Here is a 20,525-nt window from a genome sequence, read left to right on the forward strand (position 1 = left end):
ATATGAAGATACGCACACTCTTGACGACGGCGGTGGCCGGGCTGACGCTGGGTACCATGGGCCTCATCGGCGCGCCGCAGGCAATAGCACGGGACCACGGCGACCGGGATGACGAGAGACAGGAATCTCGCCACAACAACCGCAACTCCGACTCGTATAGCCGGAACTCCGATTCGTACGGCCGGAATTCCGATTCGTACGGCTGGAACTCCGACCCGTATGGCGGGAACTGGAGCGGTTATGGCCAGGAGCGGGGGCAGCGACAGCGCGATAGCTTTCGGGGCAAATCCAAACACAACCGTGGCAGACATCGCGGATGGTACAAATCCAACGGGCGCGGCCACCAGAACAACCGGTGGCAGGATCGCGATCAGGACGGCGACCGCCGGTAGAAAACGCACCACCTGAATAGGCGCCGTTGCGGGCCGAACAGCCACACGCTGTTCGGCCTGTTGGCGCCAGATGGTGACCGGATCGCACCTTGGCACGTCATACTATCGGGGCGCCGCGGACCGCCGCGGAGCGAACCCCAACCGATATTGCCAATCCAGAAGCCACGGAAGGCGCCAAATGCTAGTACTCACAAGAAAACAGGGCCAGTCAATCGTGATCGGAGACTCCGTCGAGGTCTTTATCGTGGAAGTCCGAGGCGACCAGGTGCGACTGGGAATCGAGGCTCCGCGAACTGTCCCGGTGGTTCGCCGCGAGGTCCTCGTAGAAACCGCAGCAACGGACCGTGAAGCGGCGGTTCCCGACACGGACGATGGGCACCGTCCCGACCCCGGCGTGACGCTCAAGTCCAACGGTCTATGCGACGAAAAATAAGTGTGGATGACCGCGACACACCGCGGTCTACCAGGGCTAAATGCGCCCCCGCGACGGGATGAAACCATGCCGGCGCTCGACTCGTCATTCCTGTGAAAGGGCATCTATCTTGTCGGGCTGCCCCGGGGTGCGCGGGGGTTCCTGAGTTGAATATCGGCGTTCGATAATTCCGCCGCCGGATATTTCGGACGTTTTGAAGGTTTTTGGTCTGAATCTGATCCAACTGAGTAGAATGGAATCGATGACGTTTTCGAGAGTGTGTGGCTTCAGGCCACGGAAGGAGCATTCAATGAAAAGGACCATCTTCTCGACGTTGGTCATGGCCGGTTTCGCCGGCTTCGTTCTGACTGGCGCCCTGGCGCAGAATACACCTACGCCAACTCCTGCACCGGCACCCGCGGCAAAACCGGCCAAGGTTGTCAATATAGACTTCAAGGATATGGCGATCCGGGACGCGTTGGACGCGCTCTTCCGGGGGACCGGCCTCAACTACGCGCTGACACCGGAAGCTGCCCAGACAGCTCCCACCGTCACCATCAATCTACAAGATGTGACCTTGGACGCGGCGCTGAGCATCCTCACCAAGTCCAACGGCCTTCGTTATCGGAAAGACCGTGATACTGGCGTCTATATGATCGAACCGAAAACCGCGGACGCGGCGGCGACGCCGGTTAACGGTACCCCGACAACGCCGGACACTTCTACCACAACGCCAGATACCCCAACGCTGCAGATCGAAAAAATCCCGATGAACTACGCCGACTCCCTGGACATCTACGGCACGCTGACGGGCCAGGGCAGCAACCGGGCCGGCAATATGATGAACAGCGGCGGAGGCTTCGGCGGCAATAGCGGTTTCGGCGGCAGCAGCTTCGGCAACAACAGCTTCGGCGGCGGCTTCGGCGGAAACAGCGGCTTCGGCGGCGGTTTCGGCGGAAACAGCGGCTTCGGCGGCGGCTTCGGGAGCAGCGGCTTCGGCGGTGGCTTCGGGAGTAGCGGCTTCGGCGGCGGTTTCGGCGGAAACAGCGGCTTCGGCGGCGGCTTCGGGAGCAGCGGCTTCGGCGGCGGATACGGCGGATTTGGCCGCTGATTTTGGGCCGATCATTTTATCTCATACAGGCGCCTCGTCCAATGGCCGAGGCGCCTCTTTCTTGAAGAGACACGACGGTCACGGAACCTCAACTGTCGCATCTTCCGGATCGCGGCTACATTCCGGCCTTGGGAAAACCGATGAAGCATCAGGTTGCGACGACGGCGATTCTCGCGAGCCTCCTCGCGGTTTCGATACCTTGCGTTGCTCAGACGCCATTCGCGGACGTTCCCAAAGGGCATTGGGCCTATGACTGCGTCCGATCGCTCTACCCGAAAGCCCTCTTGTTGCCGTATCCCGATGGGACGTTTGGCAGCAAGCGGCTGATGACGCGCTATGAGTTCACGGTTTGTGTCGCCCGTTCGGTTCCCATGTGGGAGCAGCGTATCGAGGGTAAGCCAGGCAATCGCGCCCCCCTGGCGTTCCCTGTGCCTGATCGGGATGATTTTGCGTGCCTTACTGCATTGGCCGACGAGTTCACGCCGGAGTTGAAGGTCCTCCAGGTGAACGTGCCAAAGCTGAAGGCGACCCTCAGGCGGCTCCGATTCGCGGCGATGCCGGCGGCGCTGCGTGAGAACCCGCTGGCTGTCCCCCCGCCATTCGCGGATGTGCCGCGCAATCATTGGGCGTATGACGCAGTCTGCTTCCTCGCCGATCGTGGGATCATAGGGGGATACCCGGACTAGCAGCCCGAACGCGGTAGAGTCGCCCTCTCACATTTGCCCGTTGAGAAAGCCCTTCCACGCGTGATCCACGGTTCAGGCGTTTTGTGCCTCTCCCCCCGACCACTGCGGGACTTGACGTGGACGGTCACCCGCGATTTGAGGCGTCAATGGTTCAGGTGCGAACTCCCGGGGCCGTCGACGCGTCGAAGTTTGTGGACAATTCAACTAGCTTCTCGCAAATTCTTTCCGTTAGGCGCGACCGTGCCCGGTTGCCTTACGTCAAAAGCCCGGTCATAGCATGGGGCCGCTGTTTCATTTTCTGTTTAATGGGAGTCACGAGTGACACTGCGCACAAATCCCCTTCTGCGGCGAGCAATGGGCGTATCGCTGCTGATCGGTTCATGTCTTGCATCGGGCATCGCCCGTCCGGCCCAACCGCTGCCCGCGCCCCGGGTGCCATCCGCGGCCACCGTGCCCCCCGCTCCCGGTCCGGACCCCGCGGCGGTGAAGCCCGCGGCGCCGACGGCGGATGCAATTCAGATCAGCAAATCGGATAAGGGCATTTCTGTGTATGCCGTCTCGGCGGATGCGCACGCCCTGTTCACCCGTCTCGCCAAAGAAGCCGGGCTGAAGTTGATTGTCGATGATTCTGTGCGCCGGAACATCACCATCAATCTCATCGACAAGTCCGGCCCGGAGATTCTCGCCAATATCGTGGCGGCTTTCGGCCTTTCCAGCCGCGAGGTGAATGGGATCCACATCGTGAGCGAGGGAATCCCGACCAGCCCCTCCTCGTACCTGCTGAGCGACATCGACGCCATTCGCACCCAGTACGTGCTGGCGCCAAACGCCAAGTCTCTTCTTCCGGTGTTTCTGCAGGACCACGTCAAGACAAACGCCGAGCAGAACTCTGTAATTCTCTCGGCTCCGCCGGACGTGCTCACGAAATTCCGCCAGGACATCGCTCAATTCGACATCCCGTCCGCGCAGATCATGCTGGATGTCCTGATGGTTGAGTTCACCGACTCCTCGTCGAAAGAGTTCAGCGCCAAGTTCGATTTGACCACCCGCGGCCGCGAATACACCGTGAATTCGCCCGTAGGGGAAATACTCTACCGAACGCTGTCAACCCTGCCAAACGGGTTCAATGCGGACATCCACTCCCTCGTCACGCAGGGTAAAGCGCGCATCCGGGCGAATCCCAGCATCGCAACCGTGAGCGGACAGGCGGCCAGGATCTTCATCGGGAAGCAAAGGTACATCTCCACACCGGTGAGCATGGGCGGTGATTACTATGGCGGCCGCAACTACATCGACGCGGGGGTGACGCTCAACATGACGCCCTGGACCGGCGGTGAGGGCGAGATCATCGTGGACGTTCAACCCGAGATCAGCGTGCTCAGCGCGCCGGACCCGAAGACCGGACTCCCGGACAAGAGCACCCGGCGGGCAAACACGACGCTTCACGTCCGGGACGGCGAAACGATCATCATCGGCGGTCTCGTGCAAAAGGAAACCATGACCACGCGAACGAAGATCCCGATTCTGGGCGATCTGCCGCTCGTGGGTTCCGCCTTCCGCTCGCGTGACGACCGCGAGACGACCACGGACATGGTTATCTTCATTACGCCGCACATCCTCTCGCAGACAGGACATCTGCCGGCCGAGCAGGAGAAGGAAATACAGAAGCGGGTACTCCAGGATGACGCGGGAAAGGCAAAGGTCAATTAGGATCCCCGCCCAACTTGCGCGCATTGGCACCACACTGCTGGCGGCCGGCCTTCTGTGTTCACACGCTCAGGCTCAGGGAGCAGCGTACTGCAACATCACCCGAATATCGGCGAAACGCCTGCCGAATGCCGTTCAGGTGACCATTCAAGCCGATGGAGCGATGCGTCTGAGCGCCAGGATTGAAGACTTCTTCGATATGAAGGCGCTGCAGGCCGGCAGATTCGAGGATATTGCCAAGCCGGTTTCCTCGCTTCCGTTCCGTGTCGTCAACGCGCGGTCCAGGGTCAGCAGTTTCACGGACATCGGCCTATACCCGGTGAGCCATGTCGAGGTGTCCGTGCCATCCAACACGCCCGAAGGCATCGGCGTCGATATTCGTGTGGCGTTGCTGGCCCCTTCGGTGCCGGAATCGGTCGCGATGCTCGAAGATTTCAATTTTGTGGATCCGTCACGAAAGGGATCAGTGGCGAACGTCCAGTTGACCCCCGACAAAACGACTCTCATCGTGGTTGTGACCAGCGACCGGCAAACGGCACAGCCTACCGTGCTAAGGTCGGCGCCCCCGGGAGCGCCCGTTCAACTTGATGTGTCATCGCAAAGCGGTAACATCTCGATCCACGCGCTTAACGCCGACCTGAAGGACATGCTCCGCCGCGTTGCTGTTGCCGCCGGACGCCAGATCGTGCTCAACGGCACCGCCGATCACACGGTGAGCCTCTGGATGGACGATGTTTCGCTACACGTCGCGCTCAGCACGGTGGCCATCGCGTACGGCCTGAACGTGGATGATTCGGGGCCGATCCTGCAATTTGCCGACGCGGACGCGCGAAGTGTGCCTTCCTTTGGAATGAGCGTGACGGAGATCATCCCACTGCGATGCATCGAGGCCGCCGCTGTCAGGAACTGCCTGCCCGATTTTCTGCTCCGATACACCAGCGCAGACACTCAGCAGAACACGCTCACGGTTTCCGGCCCGGAATACCTCGCCCGCAAGGTTCGCGAAGACGTTGCCGTGCTCGATCGCCCCTCGCCCCAGGTGGAATTGTCCGCTCAGGTTCTCGAGTTTGCGTCGAGTGAAGACCTGGACATGGCGTTGGGGGCGGACGCTGGCAAAGGATCCCGCGGCGCAATAGTCGATGTGGGAACCGGTGACATTTCGATCCGCCAATTGGATGCCGCTCCCGCGGCGTTTGGCGCACGGCTTCGAGCCCTCCGGGCCTCCGGCCGCGCGCGCCTGGTCGCCACGCCCAGCGGGACCGCCCTGCTCGGCAAAACGGCAGACCTCTTCGTCGGACAGCGCAAGTTCGTAAAGACGATGGCTTTCGACTATTCCAATGGAGAATGGACAGCGCAGTTTGTGGGGGTTGACGTTGGCGCCAAGCTCACGGTCAAGCCCCTGATGCTGGGCGACGGAGGCGTCACGGTCCATCTTGAGCCTTCGGTCAGTACTATTTCGGAGCTGGAGCCCGTGACCGGCTTGCCCACCGTGAACACCCGAAAACTCTCGACCACTCTACGCGTCAAGGATGGGGACACGCTCGTCGTCGGGGGCCTCGGATTGCATCAGATCGGACGATCGGCGAGGGGTATACCATTCCTACGCGACCTTCCCCTGATAGGCGGCCTTTTTCGCCTGCCCGGACGTTCGGATTCTTCCAGCGAACTGGTCTTTCTTGTTTCAGTACACGTACGCAACGCCGCGGAGCGGCCTGGCGTATCGGCGGCGATCATATGACGGGAGTACACGGCATGAACCGGATGGTGTGGACGGTGCTGGCTGCGCTTCTAGCCCCCTCGATGGCGGCGGCGCAGGATTCGGCCTACTGCAATATTACGTCGGTGCGCGCAACCCAATTGAGCAATGGTGTGCAGATAGTCGTGCGCGCCGACGGCGTGCTCCGGTGGCACAACGCCCGTCCGGGCGGCGCCCAGGTTGTGGTGTATCTGGCGAACGCCAAATCCACCATCGGCAAGAGCTTCATCGACGTCGGTAAGTACCCGGTCAGTCACATTCAGTTGGATGTCCCACAGAGCGCCACCCAGGGAGTCGGCATCACCCTGACGGCATCGCTGTACGAACCGGCAAGCACCAGTATCGAACAGAGCAACGACATGCAAAGCCTCATCATCACCGTCAACAGCAGGCGCACGGTGACGAAACGCCCGGGCGCGGCCTCCTCGGAAACTACGCCGCCTCCGGCCGCGGGGATGACGGTGACGGTCGACGGCGGCCTCGCCACCGTCTATGCGGAGAAGGCAAAACTGGTTGCCCTTCTCGCCGAAGTCGGGCATAAGGCCGGGCTGAACATCGCGGTGGACGATTCCGTTAAGGATCGCGAAGTCTCCATGACGCTGGATGCGCTTCCCGTGGCGGACGTTCTGAAAGGGATCGCCGGCGCGACTGGGCTGGCGCTTAGTGACGAGGGCGGGGTCTATATGGTGACCGACGGCGTGCCGACCGACCTCGCCACGTACCATCTCTCGTCAACGGAGTCGTTCCGGATGAAATACACCCGCGCGTCAGCAGCGTCCGGGCTGTTGCCAACGTTCCTTTACAGCTATCTTCACGTTAACGAGGCACAGAACGCGGTGGTGGTGACAGCTCCGGTGCAGATGCTGGACAAGATCCGTGCGGACTTCCAGAAGATCGACGTGCCGCCGTCGCAGATAATGATCGAGGCGCTTGCGGTGGAAGTCGCTTCCACGGCCGATGCGGGGCCGGCATTGAATCTCTTCTACACCAAGGGTGACCTTACGCTGTCTTCCGACTCCGCGACCGGCGGAATCACCTACAGCACGATCGGGGCGATGCCGAACGATTTCCAGGCCCGCCTGAATTCGCTGGTTGCGCAGGGCAAGGCGAAGGTGCGCGCCAACCCCAGAATTGCGGCGGTCAACGGCCAGGACGCAGACCTCTTCGTTGGCGAAACGAAGTTCATCAAAGTTCAGTACAACAGCGGAGGCTACACCCAGGATCGAATACAGGGCGTGGATATCGGCGTCAAACTCGGAATTCAGTCGTGGACCGGCGGAAACGGCGAGATCACCTGCACCCTGTCCCCCGAAGTGAGTAACATCAGCGAACTCGAGCGCGAAACGGGCCTGCCAGTCCTGTCCACGCGCAACGCTCGGACCACGGTGCGGGTAAAAGACGGCGAGACGATCGTCATCGGCGGCCTGAACCAACGCCAGGAATACAAAACGAAGACCAGAGTCCCCCTCTTGGGCGGATTGCCGTTTATCGGAAACCTGTTCCGGAGCTCCAAGACCAATACGGTGGACTCGGAACTGATGATCTTCGTGACACCGCATATCCTCACGGAAACGGGCCGCCTTAAGGACACCGCGCGCGAAGACGAGATACGCAAGCGGTTCCAGTAGGGCCCGCCATCGCTGCCTATCCGGCGGGTGGACGCCTCCACTCGAAAACGAAAAACTGCATTCACATTGAAGGTCTGCTTGGAACTTGGCTCCCGGTCGAACAACAATGTATGCGGTAGCCAGCCTTACCCCGGCTTCCCAGACCCTATCTATGGACTATTTGCAATTTGACTCCGTATCCAAGATATTTCCCGGCGTGAAGGCGCTGGACGGCATTTCGTTCAGCGCAGCGGAAGGCTCGGTTCACGCACTATGCGGTGAGAACGGCGCAGGGAAGAGCACACTCCTCAAGATTCTGAGCGGCGTATACCGGCCCGATGGCGGTCGCGTCCTGCTGGACGGCAGCCCCGTATCGTTTGCCAACACCAGCGCGGCCATTGCGGCGGGGATCGCCGTCATCTATCAGGAGTTGAACCTCGTTCCGGAGATGAGCGTCGCGGAAAACCTCTTCCTCGGGCATATGCCAAACACCGGCGGTGTGGTGGACCGGGCGCTGCTGATCGACCAGGCGATGGCCATACTCAACGAACTGGGAGTGGAGGTGAGCGCCCGTACGAAGCTTGGATCGCTTCCAATCGCGCAGCGGCAAATGGTTGAGATCGCAAAGGCCCTCAGCCGGAACGCCAAGGTCATCGCGTTCGACGAGCCCACCAGCAGTCTCAGCAGCCGCGAAGTGGAGAGCCTGTTCCAGATCATACGCTCCCTCAAAGCGTCCGGGAAGGTGATCCTGTACGTAAGCCACCGTCTGGACGAGATCTTTGAGATATGCGACTGCGTAACGGTATTTCGTGATGGCCGGCTTGTGGAGACCTTCCCCGATGTGCGGCAGATCGACGCGGGCGTTATCGTGAACCGGATGGTCGGCCGTTCCATCACGGACATTTTCAGCTACCATCCGCGCGAACTGGGAGACCCCGCGCTGGAAGTGCGCGGTCTCTCCGGTCCGGGATTGACCGCGCCGCTCGACTTCTCCGTCCGCAAAGGGGAGATCGTCGGGCTCTTCGGCCTCGTGGGCGCCGGGCGCACCGAGATGCTCAAATTGGTGTACTCCGCCACGCGGGCGACGTCGGGAGAGATCAGGGTAAACGGATCGCCGGTGCGTATCCGTAATGCGTCCCAGGCGATTCGCAGCGGGATCGTGTTGTGCCCTGAAGATCGCAAGAAGGAAGGCATCGTTCCGGTGCGCAACGTGATGGAGAACATCAATCTGAGCGCGCGGCGGCACTTCTCGTCCATGGGATTCGTCATCAACGAACCGCGGGAACGCAAGAATGCCGTCGTACAGGTGGACAGCCTGAGCATCCGCACCCCGTCGCTCAAACAGGCCATTAACAACCTCTCCGGCGGAAACCAGCAGAAGGTCGTTCTCGGACGCTGGCTCAGTGAGGACATCAAGGTCATCCTGATGGACGAGCCAACTCGCGGAATTGATGTCGGCGCAAAAAGCGAGATTTATGCGATCATCCAGCGTCTCGCAGAACAGGGCATCGGAGTCGTAGTGGTGTCCAGCGAACTGCCCGAAGTCCTCGGCATCTGCGACCGCATCGACGTGATGCGACAAGGCCGAATCGTCGCCTCCGTCCCCCGGTCTGAAGGAACCGAGGAGGGCATTCTGAAACTGGCGCTGCCCGTTTCCACTGATATGGAAGTGAACCCTAACTCATGAAGCCAATTGCTGATATCGAACTTCCGGCTCAGCGCCGCACTGCGTCCACCGCTATCAAAGCAGTGTGGGACTCCGCCGCCATGGCGATCATTTTCGGTCTGTTGTTTATCATTTCCTCCATCATGGTCCCCGACTTCCTGAGCCCCGTGAACATGCGCGGGTTGGCCCTGGCCGTCGTTCAGGTGGGAGTCGTTTCCTGTACGATGCTGTTCTGCCTTGCTTCCGGGGACTTTGACCTCTCGCCAGGCGCCGTGGTTGCGCTGGCCGGCGTTGTGGCGGCCGTTGTGACCAACAAGACCGGCAACGTGGTGATGGGCATGGCGGCCGGTGTGGGCGCGGGTGGAATCGTCGGATACATCAACGGATTTGTCATCGCCCGCCTCGGAATCAGTGCCATGATCGCCACGCTGGCGACTCAGCAGATAGCCAGGGGGTTGACGTTCATCAGCTCGAACGGTTCCGCGGTCGGCGTGTCAAACGACGCATTCTACAAGCTGGGAAACACACAGTTCATCGGCGTTCCCCTCCCCGTCTGGGTCATGGCTGCCTGTTTCCTGTTGTTCGGCTTCATGCTGAACCGGACCATCTTCGGGCGCAACGTCCTGGCCATCGGCGGCAATTCCGAGGCGGCCAAACTGGCGGGCATCGATGTAGCACGGACCAGGGTGATCATCTTCACCCTGATGGGTATCGCCGGCGGTTTCGCGGGCATCATCCTGGCGTCCCAGATGACGTCCGGCCAGCCGAACGAGGGCATGGGCCTGGAGTTGCGCGTTATCTCCGCCTGCGTCCTAGGCGGTGTATCACTGACCGGCGGTGTGGGAACGATGTTCGGCGTTATCATCGGCGTGCTGATCATGGGCACCGTCCAGAACGTTATGAACCTGCTGAACATACAGCCATTCTGGCAATATGTGGTGAGCGGCCTGGTGCTGCTGGCGGCCGTGCTATTGGACCGCCTCAAGAACCGCGCCACGGTCTAGCATATGGGGCTCAGGGGCCAACGCCTCAGACCTTTGACAAGGAGACAATCGATGACCAGGAAAGTACTCTTCGCGTGTGCGGCGTTCGCCGCGTTCGGGACGCTGCTCGGAACCGGATGCAACAAGACCAAAAGCGGAAACGGCTCAACGGCGGCCTCCGGCGAGAAGATCAAGATCGGCTTCATGGTGAAGCAGCCTGAGGAACCGTGGTTTCAGAACGAAGTGAAGTTCGCCCAGCAGGCGGCGGACAAGGACGGGTTCGAGCTCATCGCGATCCCCGGCACCAGCGGTCAGAACGTGCTGATCGGCATCGACAACCTTGGGTCAAAGGGCGTCAAGGGCCTGGTCATCTGCGCACCGGACGTCACCATGGGGACCGCCATCCTGAAGAACGCCGCCAAGTTCAATATGAAAGTCTTCGCCGTGGATGACCAGTTGCTGGGGGCCGACGGCAAGCCGCTGGATATCCCATACATGGGCATCTCCGCCTACGACATCGGGAAGATGGTGGGAAAGACTCTGGCGGACGAAATGAAGAAACGTGGCTGGACGGCCGCCGACACCGCGGCCTGTGCCATGACCGTGCCGGAACTGGAAACCGCCCGTAAGCGCATACAGGGCGCCGAAGACAGTCTCAAGGAAGCGGGCTTCCCGATGGACCGTGTGTTCGACAAGCCGAACAAGACGTCCGACACTTCCGGCTCCTTTGCCGCGGCCAATATCGTCCTGGGGCAGCACAGCGACGTGAAACACTGGCTTGTTTTCAGCAGCAATGATGAGGGCGTGATGGGCGCCGTGCGCGCGATGGAAAACCGCGGCTTCACGGCGAATGACGTGGTCGGCGTTGGAATCGGCGGCAGCACCGCGAAAGCCGACTTCGACAAGCCCAAGCCCACCGGACTCTACGCCTCGGTCCTCATCCGCCCCCGCCTCCACGGGTACAATACGAGCGACCTGATGTATCAGTGGATTAAGAATGGCAAGGAGCCCCCGAAGGTCACTCTCACCAACGGCACCCTCATCACCCGCGACAACTACAAGAAGGTGATGGCGGCCGAAGGGCTGCTGTGACGAAGTAGCTGGGCAAGGGCGGTCGGAAGAATCGGGAGAGGCGGGCGGATATCGATCCGCCCGCCTCTCCCTCTTTTGGCTGCCCGGCGGCGCACACGCCCTGCGGGCTCCGGCTACAGGCCGGGACGCTTGCCGTCGGCCGTCCCCTGCCCGCTCCCGATCAGCCGCTTCCACCCTTTGACGAGGCTGGAGCCGCGATCGGCCGGCGGCGGCGGCGCGGACACCGGAACGTGATGGGCCTTCGAAGGGTCGAGCAGCGCTTCGCAGAGCGCGCCCATCGCCAATTCCATGGGGGTGGAAGCGTTCGTCATGTGCTCGGGGTACCCCGTGTTGAGGAGGTCCACCACGCGCGGGTCGTTCGGTATCTGGGCGAAAACCTCGTGCCCGAATGCGTGCTCCACGTCCTCGATCTTGAACTTGTTCGACCCGGCGACGCGGTTCGCCAGGATCTTCAGCCGGTCGCTCGACACATAGGCGCCGTCCAGGGTGTCGTACAACTGCTTCGTGTCCGCGATGGTCGTGTAGTCGAACAGGTTGCACACCAAGAGGACGTCGTTGGCCAGCGCCAGGGCGTGCAGCGTGGTGGCGTGCAGATACGGCGGGGTGTCGAACACAATGTACTTGTATTCGCTCTTGACGACGCCCAGAAGGCGGTCGAGGCACGCCACCGTCAGCGAGTCCAGCGGCAGCGGGTCGATGGAGCTGAAAAGCACGTGAAGGCCCGAGGGGTGCTTCTGAACGTAACTCGCGATCAGCGAGGAGTCGATGTCGTCCACCATGGACGACAGCTCCGCCAGGATCCGCTCCGGCTTCATGTTGAGCGTCGCGGCCACGTCCCCGAACTGCGTGTACAGATCGACGAGCAGCACCTTCTCCTTGCGGGCGCGCAGCGCCAAAGCGAGGTTCGTCGCCACCATCGTCTTGCCCACGCCGCCCTTGCCGCCGGTGATGCATATCACGCGGGGCAGCTTCGACGGGTCCAGAAGCGCCCTCACCGTCGGCGATTCCTCGGCCTTTCCGATCTCCATCAGCCGGGCCAGCGACTCCCGGAGCTCATGGGGGTCCAGCGGCTTCGCGATGATGTCGGTCACCCGGTATCGCATGGCGTCGCGCAGGAAAGTGGGGTTATCGCCGCCGGACATCACGATGCACGCGACGTTCGGGGCGAAAGTGTGGATCGCGTGGGCCGTTTCCAGCGGGCCCAGGACCGGCAGCGTGTCGTCCAGCAGCACGAAATCGGGCGCCAGAAGGCCCGCCATCTGCGCGGCCTCCTGCCCATCCCCCGCCAGCCCGGCGATTTCCATGCCCATCTCGAACAGGAGGTGGCGCGAGTTCTCCCGCGCGCGCGGATCGTGCTGGGCGATGACGATGCGCCGCCGCTCCAGTTTCGGTTCGGTGGTGGGCCAGATGTGTGAGGGTGACGCGAATTCGTTACTCATCGATGATGGTTCCCAGGTATGCCCCATCGAGGAGCATGGCTGCCGGCAAAGAATGGTGAATGGCGGCGCGCATAACCGCCCAGTGCGCGCGCCGGCCGTAAGTCAACGATATATTATGGGTCTCGCGTGGACGCGGCGGGCTACTGCGCAAGGTAGAAACTGCGGATTCCGTAATTCGTCCCATCCGGCACTGTGGAGGTGCCGGTCTGCAGCACCCTGGAGCGCATCACCGGATCAACGATATACCCGGTCACCATCGACTTGTCCGCGGACATCCCCGTGATGAAGAACCCTACGTAGCCCTGGAGGGCGGTATCGAAGCTCTTCTGCCCGCTGCCCGTGAGGCGGTTGCACTCGACGAAGACGCAGAGGCGGGGGTCTTGCTCATCGGGCCAGCCCGGATCATTCCTATTTGGAAAAATCCGGCCGAGCTGTGCCTCCTTGGTTAGGACACGCTCAAGAACGGAATCGGTGTCCCCACCGTCAGCGACGCGACATATAGCCCTGGCAGTGGCTGCTTTCCACGCGGCCAGGTCATTCGCCCACGTAAAACTCTTGTCGTTTGCCACGAACAGCAACGACGCGAGCCAGTACGTATTACCGGCGAGTTTGTAAGCAACGGCGGGAGGATCCCCCTTCAGCCCGGCGATGTACGCATTTACCGCGGTGGTTACATCCGCCTTAGCGGAGATGCCTGAACCGTTCAGATCCAGCGGGGCAATCTCTATCGTAACGGTCGTTCCACTGGTGGAAACGCCGTAGTTATTCGAATACCCGTTTCCCTGCGCATCCAGGACGAGTTTCAGGTTGGCATCCCAGCCGTTCCACGCAAGATATTTGTCCGCCCCGGATGGCCCCGCCTGGCCCGCCATGAGCGCAAACGGGCGCAGCAGGTTGGCGATGCCGGTCAGATCGGCGCTGGCCTGCACCACGGACCTTGCGCTGACCGGCCTGGTGCCCCAGGCTGAGTTCAACACGTGGGCGAACGGTGTGGCGACGTCTTCGGTCGCATCCACAGTAAGCGCCCAGTTCGCCTCGCTGGCGGTGGCCGTCGGCGCATTATTGTACCCGGCGTAGTCCAGGGCCACCTGTACCGCGGGGGCGTTCTTCTTGCCGATATCCGGACCGCCGGCAAGGGCCGCGGAGTCGGTCACGTTCTGTAGGCGGCGCTGGCGGATCACCATGGTGCCGTAATCCACGCTGAGGGCGACGAAAGCCATGAGGACGACCAGAACAAGGACCACCTGGACCAGAACGTAGGCGCGCCGCTGATGCCGAATGTTTTCCATCACTTCCGGTTCCTTCATCCTAACCGCTAACCGCCGTAGCGCATAATCGCCGTTCCCGTGAGGGTCCGGCTCGATGTGGAGCCGCCTCCACCGCCCAGCAGGTTGCCAATGCTGCCCAGCAGGGAGCCGGTGATGTAGTCGTACTTGTAGGTAACGATGACCTGTATCTGCGCGTCCGTCCCTCCCGGAGGCGCCGTTCCCGGCGTCCAGTCCGACCACGCCGCGTCCGCCGCCTGGCGCGATTTAGTGACGTACGACAGGTAAGTCGGGTCCGTGGAGTGGCGCAAAGGGGCGGCCGCGTTGTTCACGGCGGCCGTCACGGCGGCGCTCGTCCCGCGAAGCGCGGCGGCGCGCGCGCCCTGGTGCGCGGTCATCGTGACGGTTGCGGAGTTCGAGAGCATGAAGCCCATCTCCATGATCCCGAAAAGCAGGAAGATCAGGAGCGCCGACACGATGACGAACTCGACGATCGCGGCGCCGCGCCCGGCCCCTCGCCTCCCCCGGTTATCGTATGCCGTGAGTGTCATCCCAGTTTCATGCCTGCCCAGCCGTAAATCAGATAGGTGGCGCCGGCGCCCAGCGCGATCGCCAGGGCGTACGGCATCTTGCCCGCCTTAGAATTGGACGCGATATCCACGTCCCGGTTGCCGGAAGCGCGCTGCACGCTGTTCGCCGTGAAATTCGCGAGGGTGTAGCGCATTACGCCGCGCCGCCACATCACGAAAAGAGCCAGAGGGAAACCGGCGATCCCCCCGTACAGCGCCGTGCCCAATAAAAACCACGGCCCGCAGAGCGAGCCGACGACCATCAGCAGTTTCGCGTCCCCCGCTCCGCAGCGGAAGAACACCATGTAAATCAGCCCGGCCGCCAAACCGGCAACCAGGCCTTCCAGCATCGTAATCGAGGACGCCGGGCCGCCCAGCAGCCCCAGCAGTATCCCCAACCCGATCGCCGGCCAGGTGAGCCAGTTGAACACCTTGCTCCAGCGCAGGTCCGTCGCCGAGGCCACGATCAGCGCGAGGACAAGGATGGCTCTGGCTATTTCTGTATAATGCATCGTGTGTTGCAGGCGTTCCGTAAAATATCGACGGAGTTACTCAGCCATGGGGAACGCCGGCGGCAGTCGCATCGTAGCTGGAGTTCACATTCTTTTCGAGTAACTTGATCGCGCCTGCGCACGCCCCCGCGAAGAGCGCCGCAAGGAGGACGTACTCGACAAGCGTGCCGCCGTCTTGTTCCGTTATCAGCCGCTCGATGAGTTCCTTCATACGTTCCCTGCCAAGGTATGCAATCCCCGTCCCATGCCGCACGCTCACTTCAGGGCAGCGGAAATGGCGGGTTCGTTCAGTTTCGTAACGGTTGCAGTACCAACTGCGGTGACGGCGGCGACGCAGGCAACGGCGACAAGGGTGGCCAGCAACATGTATTCGACAAGCGCCGCGCCCTCCTCATCCTTGACCAATCTGACGAGCATTGCCTTCATTTCATATCCGCTGGGTCGCGGAGCAATGGCTTGAGCCCCGCGACCCAGCACTACAGGGGCTACCGAAGCTTAGAGCTTACCCTGTACCGCGTCGAATTGTGCCGACGCTTTTGAGCCAACCGCTGTTACCGCCGCGATGCAAACGACCGCGATAAGGGCGAGAAGGAGGACGTACTCAACCATTGAGGCGCCTTCCTCTTCCCGCGCCAACCGGCTAACCAATTCCTTCATTTCAACATCTCCCGTTTCAGCGTGGCCCCAGTTGGGGCGCGGAGCAATGGCTTGAGCCCCGCGACCCAGCACTACAGGGGCTACCGAAGCTTACAGCTTACCCTGTACCGTGTCGAATTGTTTCGACGCTTTTGAGCCAACGGCTGTTACCGCCGCGATGCAAACGACCGCGATAAGGGCGAGAAGGAGGACGTACTCAACCATTGAGGCGCCTTCCTCTTCCTTCATCAACTTGGTGATCAGTTCCTTCATTTCAATTTCTCCTGTATTTCGTGTTTGGTGGCGGCATATAACGGGAATATGTATTTCTATAAGCCGTAAGTACCGCCGATGGGAACCGGATGTCATGTGGTCGGCGGGGCCAGGGATGGGTGCCCTCCGTCCGGGTTGATACAGGCCGGCAAGCCTTATGATGTGGTCCGCTGCGCTGCCCTTGCCGCCTACCCTCTGTGTCTCTTCAGTTTTGCCCAGGCAGGATGCCTCGTCCGGCCGCTGACCGTTCCCCGGTATCGGGGGGCCGCGGGATGCGTCCGCGCGCCACCCACCGGGCTCAGCGGCCCGTATGACCTTCACATTGCACAATCCGGGCCAATCCGCCCGTACCGCACGTTTCCTTCGATTTCGCCCGCTCTACGCTGGATTCCGGAATTGTAACCCCACTGCCCCGGAGGAAACCACTCTTTTCCCGGTTTTTTTCGGGCTGCCGGGTTCATCCGGCGGGTGAGCCGTTTCGCGGCGACGCGAACCAGGTTTTGTACAACTCCGTGCCTATAAGGGTATAACACAATATAAACGGGTCCCGGACCGCCGCGGGAGTCCCTATAGTCCCAATTGCCGGCGCATGGCGGTCGCAATTGTTTGCGACTTTCGGCGCCCGAATGAACACCTCGGGCATCGCGCCGGGTTTTGAGCGGGGAACCAGACCGGGCGGTCCACGTTCGCCTGCTAATACCCTTCATTTACATGATATCAGGGTTTTGGCGTAAGCGGTACTACCCAAATGGCTAGGTTTTTACCTACCCTTTCGGGTAGGTTTTGGAGGGCGTGAGCGTGGGGGCCGGCCTCAGTCGCGAGTTCATCTTGGACGAATCCGGTGGGGAGCACTGGCCTGCCGGCCAACAATGATATGATAGTACCAAGATTGTTCTGACTCCGCCATATGGCAGCGCAGAAAGGTGAGCCCGAAATTGCAGTTATCGCCTGAACCCCTGTCCGCCAGAATCGAGGCCGCCACGATTACCGGCGAAGCTCCTGCCCCGGCGCCGCACCACCGAATCCTGCTCTGGCTACCGGCCCTGCTGATTTTTGCGTGCTGTCTCGGGCGACCTGTCCACGACCCGGACATCTGGTGGCACATGCGGAATGGGCAGTGGATACTGGCACACCGAATGGTCCCGCAGGTGGACCCATACTCCTTCACCGCGCAGGGCCGGCCGTGGGTGAGCCAGGAATGGTTGTGGGACGTCTTCGCCCATGGCCTCTGGTCCGCGTTCGGTCCGTTGGGACTCGTCGCCTATACAGCCATCTTCCTTACAGGCATATATCTTCTGCTGTGCAGACTGTGCTGGGCACGTTGCGGGGATTACGTGGTCGCCTCGCTGACCGCGCTGTTTGCGATGCTGGCTTTCACTCCCACCTGGAGTGAGCGCCCGCAACTGTTCACCTTCCTCTTTACGGTCATTTCCCTCTTCGCCATCGACCGACATCTTGCGGGCAATCGGAGGGCGCTGTGGCCCCTGGTGCCGCTGGTGACGCTCTGGTCGAACCTGCACGCCGGCTATTTCTTCGGGTTGGTCCTGCTGGCGGTCTACACTGCGGGTTCATTCATCTGGGACAGGCCGAAGTTCCGCGGCTTCCTGACAGTCCTGGCACTCTGCGTCGCGGCGTCACTGGTCAACCCAAATGGCATCAACACCTTGGTGTATCCCCTCTGGATAATTCTCAATCCGCCCAAGATCACTCACATCACGACAGACTGGATGTCTCCGAGTTTGCATCAAACATCGGACCAACCAGTCGGAGTGATTCTCCTCGCCGTGGTCGCTGTGCTGATGTATCGGAAGAACCGGATGCGCCCGGTGGACGCCATCCTGCTGCTGGTGCTGTACCGCATGACCCTTTACTCAGTCAGGCACGTTGCTCTCTTGGCCCTGGTGGCCGCTCCCATTCTCAGCGTGATGCTGACCTCCCTCTTTGCGGATAAACTGAGCCGCGACGAGAGCAAATCCAGCCCCCTGCTTCAATGCGGCATTGCCATCCTTGCCCTGGGCTACACCCTGTACGGCGTACAGCATTTGGTGAGGCGTCCCATCGAGGCAACGTCCAGCGATGCCGCACTCACTTATCTCGACAGGCACACGTTGGGTCCAAACCTCTGGACCCACTTCAACATCGGCGGCATGGCAATTGGTTTACTGTACCCACGGTACAGGGTGTTCATAGATGGCAGGTCCGATTTCTATGGCGACAAAGTGTTCGACGACTACACCCTGATCGAACAGGCATGGGGGCCGTGGAGGGACGTTCTGCGTAAGTACAACGTACAGACGATTCTCTGTGACCGGGACGCCCCATTAGCCCAATTGCTGGGCAAAGAAGGCACGTGGGAGCGGGTCTATTCGGACAAGGCGAAATCGGTATTTGCCAGGCGGGGCACCTTCGACCCGCAGGCAGCGAGGCAGGCTGAGCATGCGCGGTAACGAAGACCAGGGGCGTCAAGCGGACCGGTTACGGGTTGAGGAGCATTTCCACGATGAGTGGGCCTTGCACCTGAAACCGGAAGAGGTCCTGGTCGATGAGAGTTGGTCCGCCGCCACATGCCCGGAACACCGGTGGATACGGACTCAGCTTGGGGACGTTGCAGGGCTGAGGATATTGGACCTGGGCTGCGGCGCCGGCGAAGCCGCGGTATGGTTCGCCAAGCAAGGGGCGCACGTGACGGCGTGTGACCTGAGCAGCGAGTTTCTGAACCTCGTTTCCCAGGTAGCGGCGCTGCATCACGTGGATGTGGAGCTTCATCGGGCCGACGCCGATTCGCTTCTGCTGCCCGAAGGCAGTTTCGATGTGGTATACGCCGGCAATCTGCTCCATCATGTTGACGTTCGGACGACGCTCAGGCGCATCTCCGATGTACTGAAACCGGGCGGGGTCCTGGTCAGTTGGGACCCCCTGGCGCACAACCCGGTGATCAACGCCTACAGAAGACTAGCGAACGGCGTCAGGACTCCAGGCGAGCATCCGCTTAAACTGTCCGACCTTCGCCTCTTCGACGAGTTCTTCGCGGAAGTTCGGACGGAGTTCTTCTGGCTCACTACCCTGGCGCTCTTCTTGAGGTTTTTCGCGATCGAAAGGGTCCACCCGAGTGCGCAACGGTATTGGAAGAAGATAATCACCGAGCACGAGAGGCTGACACCCCAATACAACAGACTGGAAAAGGTCGATAGCGTTTTGCTGAAGTGGTGTCCGTGGTTAAAGCGCTATTGCTGGAACGTCGCGGTGATCGCGAGGAAATCGAAATGAGCGTGTCGCAGGGTAGCAGCAGCGAAGTCGTATACTCTATCGTCATACCTGTGTACAACGAGGAGCAGGTGCTGCCGGAACTATACAAGCAGCTCTCCCCTGTTCTCGATTCGCTCGACGGCGAGGCGGAAGTCGTTTTCGTCGATGACGGCAGCACCGATCAGTCCGCGTCCTTCCTTCGCGGGCTGGCGTGCCGCGATGACCGGGTGCGGACAATCAGATTCTCGCGGAATTTCGGCCACCAGGCGGCGATTACGGCCGGCCTTGACGCGGCACGGGGCCAAGCCGTCGTCGTGATGGACGCCGACCTCCAGGATCCGCCCGAGCTGATTCCCGAGTTGGCGCGCAAATGGCGCGAGGGCTATGAGGTCGTTTACGCCCAACGGCGGTCTCGCCGCGGCGAGTCCTATTTCAAGCGGTTTTCGGCTTCCATCTATTATCGCCTCATGGTGCATCTCACCAAGGTCGAGATACCGGTCGATGCGGGAGACTTCCGGTTGATCGGTGGATCCGCGCTGGTCGCGTTGAGGTCGATGCGGGAGAAACATCGGTACGTGCGCGGTATGGTCTCCTGGGTCGGATTCCGCCAGACGGGAGTGCCGTATACGCGGAAAGAGCGTTTCGCGGGCGAGACGAAGTACACCCTGGGCAGGATGCTGAGGTTCGCCGCAGATGGGATCACCTCGTTCTCGTGGGTACCGCTGCGGATTGCCGTCCACATCGGTCTCATCGCATCCGCGCTGAGCCTGGGTATGGTGCTTTGGGTGCTGTATGAGGCGCTGATTGCCCGAAGGACCGTTCCAGGCTGGGCGTCCACCGTCGTGATTATCCTGTTCCTGGGCGGTGTGCAGCTATTCTCGATCGGCATGTTGGGCGAGTACATCGGACGGGTCTACGACGAAGTGCGCAACAGACCGCTCTACATCATCGATGATTCCGATGGCGCCGATGACGACTAGCCCGGCGCGATCCAGTCCCCAGCCCCGACCAGGCAAAGACGTACCGGTCTGAAGGGCCTTCGGCCATTCGTCCTTCGGACGAGGATCGCCCACGCCGATGACGACGAGCGCAGCCCTAAGCCCTCAACCCTCAGCCCTAAGCCCTCAACCCTCAGCCCTCAACCCTCAGCCCTCAGCCCTCAGTCCTCGGCCC

At 61.3% G+C, this 20,525-nt stretch carries 20 protein-coding genes and 2 pseudogenes; 14 read left to right on the plus strand and 8 right to left on the minus strand.

Annotation, left to right across the window (positions count from 1 at the left end; all coding sequences use genetic code 11):
• The first annotated feature begins 2 nt into the window (after nt 1–2).
• The 11 genes and pseudogenes from VGM51_05520 to VGM51_05570 all read left to right on the plus strand — a co-directional run bounded on the left by VGM51_05520 (nt 3) and on the right by VGM51_05570 (nt 11,412).
• Nucleotides 3–392: a hypothetical protein gene (locus VGM51_05520; GenBank protein ID HEY3412507.1), complete on the plus strand. Its 390-nt coding sequence runs from the start codon at nt 3–5 to the stop codon at nt 390–392.
• Between the two features lie 178 nt (nt 393–570).
• Nucleotides 571–825: a carbon storage regulator gene (locus tag VGM51_05525; protein HEY3412508.1), complete on the plus strand. Its 255-nt coding sequence runs from the start codon at nt 571–573 to the stop codon at nt 823–825.
• A gap of 289 nt (nt 826–1,114) precedes the next feature.
• Nucleotides 1,115–1,915: an STN domain-containing protein gene (locus tag VGM51_05530; protein ID HEY3412509.1), complete on the plus strand. Its 801-nt coding sequence runs from the start codon at nt 1,115–1,117 to the stop codon at nt 1,913–1,915.
• 140 nt (nt 1,916–2,055) lie between these two features.
• Nucleotides 2,056–2,247: pseudogene (locus VGM51_05535) on the plus strand (S-layer homology domain-containing protein).
• Nucleotides 2,248–2,511: 264 nt separating this feature from the next.
• Nucleotides 2,512–2,598: pseudogene (locus tag VGM51_05540) on the plus strand (S-layer homology domain-containing protein).
• Nucleotides 2,599–2,919: 321 nt separating this feature from the next.
• Entirely contained in the window at nt 2,920–4,311 is a 1,392-nt protein-coding gene (locus VGM51_05545) for a hypothetical protein (GenBank protein HEY3412510.1), read from the plus strand.
• A 136-nt stretch (nt 4,312–4,447) separates the two neighbouring features.
• Entirely contained in the window at nt 4,448–6,046 is a 1,599-nt protein-coding gene (locus tag VGM51_05550; GenBank protein HEY3412511.1) for a hypothetical protein, read from the plus strand.
• Nucleotides 6,043–7,692 (plus strand): hypothetical protein, encoded by a 1,650-nt coding sequence (locus VGM51_05555; GenBank protein ID HEY3412512.1) that lies wholly within the window; start codon nt 6,043–6,045, stop codon nt 7,690–7,692. Before VGM51_05550 ends, VGM51_05555 begins: the two co-directional genes overlap by 4 nt.
• Nucleotides 7,693–7,843: 151 nt before the next feature.
• Nucleotides 7,844–9,358, plus strand: coding sequence for an L-arabinose ABC transporter ATP-binding protein AraG (gene araG, locus VGM51_05560; GenBank protein HEY3412513.1), 1,515 nt, complete (start codon nt 7,844–7,846; stop codon nt 9,356–9,358).
• Complete coding sequence (araH, locus tag VGM51_05565) at nt 9,355–10,341, plus strand: L-arabinose ABC transporter permease AraH (GenBank protein ID HEY3412514.1); 987 nt, start codon at nt 9,355–9,357, stop codon at nt 10,339–10,341. The genes araG and araH overlap by 4 nt, the downstream gene beginning before the upstream one ends.
• Nucleotides 10,342–10,392: 51 nt before the next feature.
• Nucleotides 10,393–11,412: an arabinose ABC transporter substrate-binding protein gene (locus VGM51_05570; GenBank protein HEY3412515.1), complete on the plus strand. Its 1,020-nt coding sequence runs from the start codon at nt 10,393–10,395 to the stop codon at nt 11,410–11,412.
• Between the two features lie 113 nt (nt 11,413–11,525).
• Here the strand turns inward: VGM51_05570 and VGM51_05575 are convergent, their stop codons facing one another.
• The 8 genes from VGM51_05575 to VGM51_05610 form a co-directional block, all read right to left on the minus strand.
• Nucleotides 11,526–12,851, minus strand: coding sequence for an AAA family ATPase (locus VGM51_05575; protein ID HEY3412516.1), 1,326 nt, complete (start codon nt 12,849–12,851; stop codon nt 11,526–11,528).
• Nucleotides 12,852–12,991: 140 nt separating this feature from the next.
• Nucleotides 12,992–14,140 carry a Tad domain-containing protein gene (locus tag VGM51_05580; protein ID HEY3412517.1) on the minus strand — a complete coding sequence of 383 codons (1,149 nt, stop codon included), beginning with the start codon at nt 14,138–14,140 and terminating at the stop codon, nt 12,992–12,994.
• A gap of 26 nt (nt 14,141–14,166) precedes the next feature.
• A complete protein-coding gene (locus VGM51_05585; GenBank protein ID HEY3412518.1) occupies nt 14,167–14,667 on the minus strand; it encodes a TadE family protein in 501 nt (166 codons plus the stop codon).
• Nucleotides 14,664–15,197 (minus strand): A24 family peptidase, encoded by a 534-nt coding sequence (locus VGM51_05590; GenBank protein ID HEY3412519.1) that lies wholly within the window; start codon nt 15,195–15,197, stop codon nt 14,664–14,666. Before VGM51_05590 ends, VGM51_05585 begins: the two co-directional genes overlap by 4 nt.
• Nucleotides 15,198–15,237: 40 nt before the next feature.
• Complete coding sequence (locus tag VGM51_05595; GenBank protein ID HEY3412520.1) at nt 15,238–15,408, minus strand: Flp family type IVb pilin; 171 nt, start codon at nt 15,406–15,408, stop codon at nt 15,238–15,240.
• A 44-nt stretch (nt 15,409–15,452) separates the two neighbouring features.
• Nucleotides 15,453–15,614, minus strand: a complete 162-nt coding sequence (locus tag VGM51_05600; protein ID HEY3412521.1) for a Flp family type IVb pilin — start codon at nt 15,612–15,614, stop codon at nt 15,453–15,455.
• 78 nt (nt 15,615–15,692) lie between these two features.
• On the minus strand, nt 15,693–15,854 hold the full coding sequence (locus VGM51_05605) for a Flp family type IVb pilin (protein ID HEY3412522.1): 162 nt from the start codon (nt 15,852–15,854) through the stop codon (nt 15,693–15,695).
• Nucleotides 15,855–15,944: 90 nt separating this feature from the next.
• Nucleotides 15,945–16,106 (minus strand): Flp family type IVb pilin, encoded by a 162-nt coding sequence (locus VGM51_05610; GenBank protein ID HEY3412523.1) that lies wholly within the window; start codon nt 16,104–16,106, stop codon nt 15,945–15,947.
• A 935-nt stretch (nt 16,107–17,041) separates the two neighbouring features.
• Here VGM51_05610 and VGM51_05615 point away from each other — a divergent pair.
• Genes VGM51_05615 through VGM51_05625 form a run of 3 tightly spaced genes read left to right on the plus strand, consistent with a single transcriptional unit; the run spans nt 17,042 to nt 20,332 of the window.
• A complete protein-coding gene (locus VGM51_05615) occupies nt 17,042–18,553 on the plus strand; it encodes a hypothetical protein (GenBank protein ID HEY3412524.1) in 1,512 nt (503 codons plus the stop codon).
• Nucleotides 18,543–19,373 (plus strand): class I SAM-dependent methyltransferase, encoded by an 831-nt coding sequence (locus VGM51_05620; protein ID HEY3412525.1) that lies wholly within the window; start codon nt 18,543–18,545, stop codon nt 19,371–19,373. The genes VGM51_05615 and VGM51_05620 overlap by 11 nt, the downstream gene beginning before the upstream one ends.
• Entirely contained in the window at nt 19,370–20,332 is a 963-nt protein-coding gene (locus VGM51_05625; GenBank protein HEY3412526.1) for a glycosyltransferase family 2 protein, read from the plus strand. The genes VGM51_05620 and VGM51_05625 overlap by 4 nt, the downstream gene beginning before the upstream one ends.
• The last annotated feature ends 193 nt before the right edge of the window (nt 20,333–20,525 follow it).

The organism is Armatimonadota bacterium (assembly GCA_036504095.1).
Classification (GTDB): domain Bacteria; phylum Armatimonadota; class DTGP01; order JAKQQT01; family JAKQQT01; genus DASXUL01.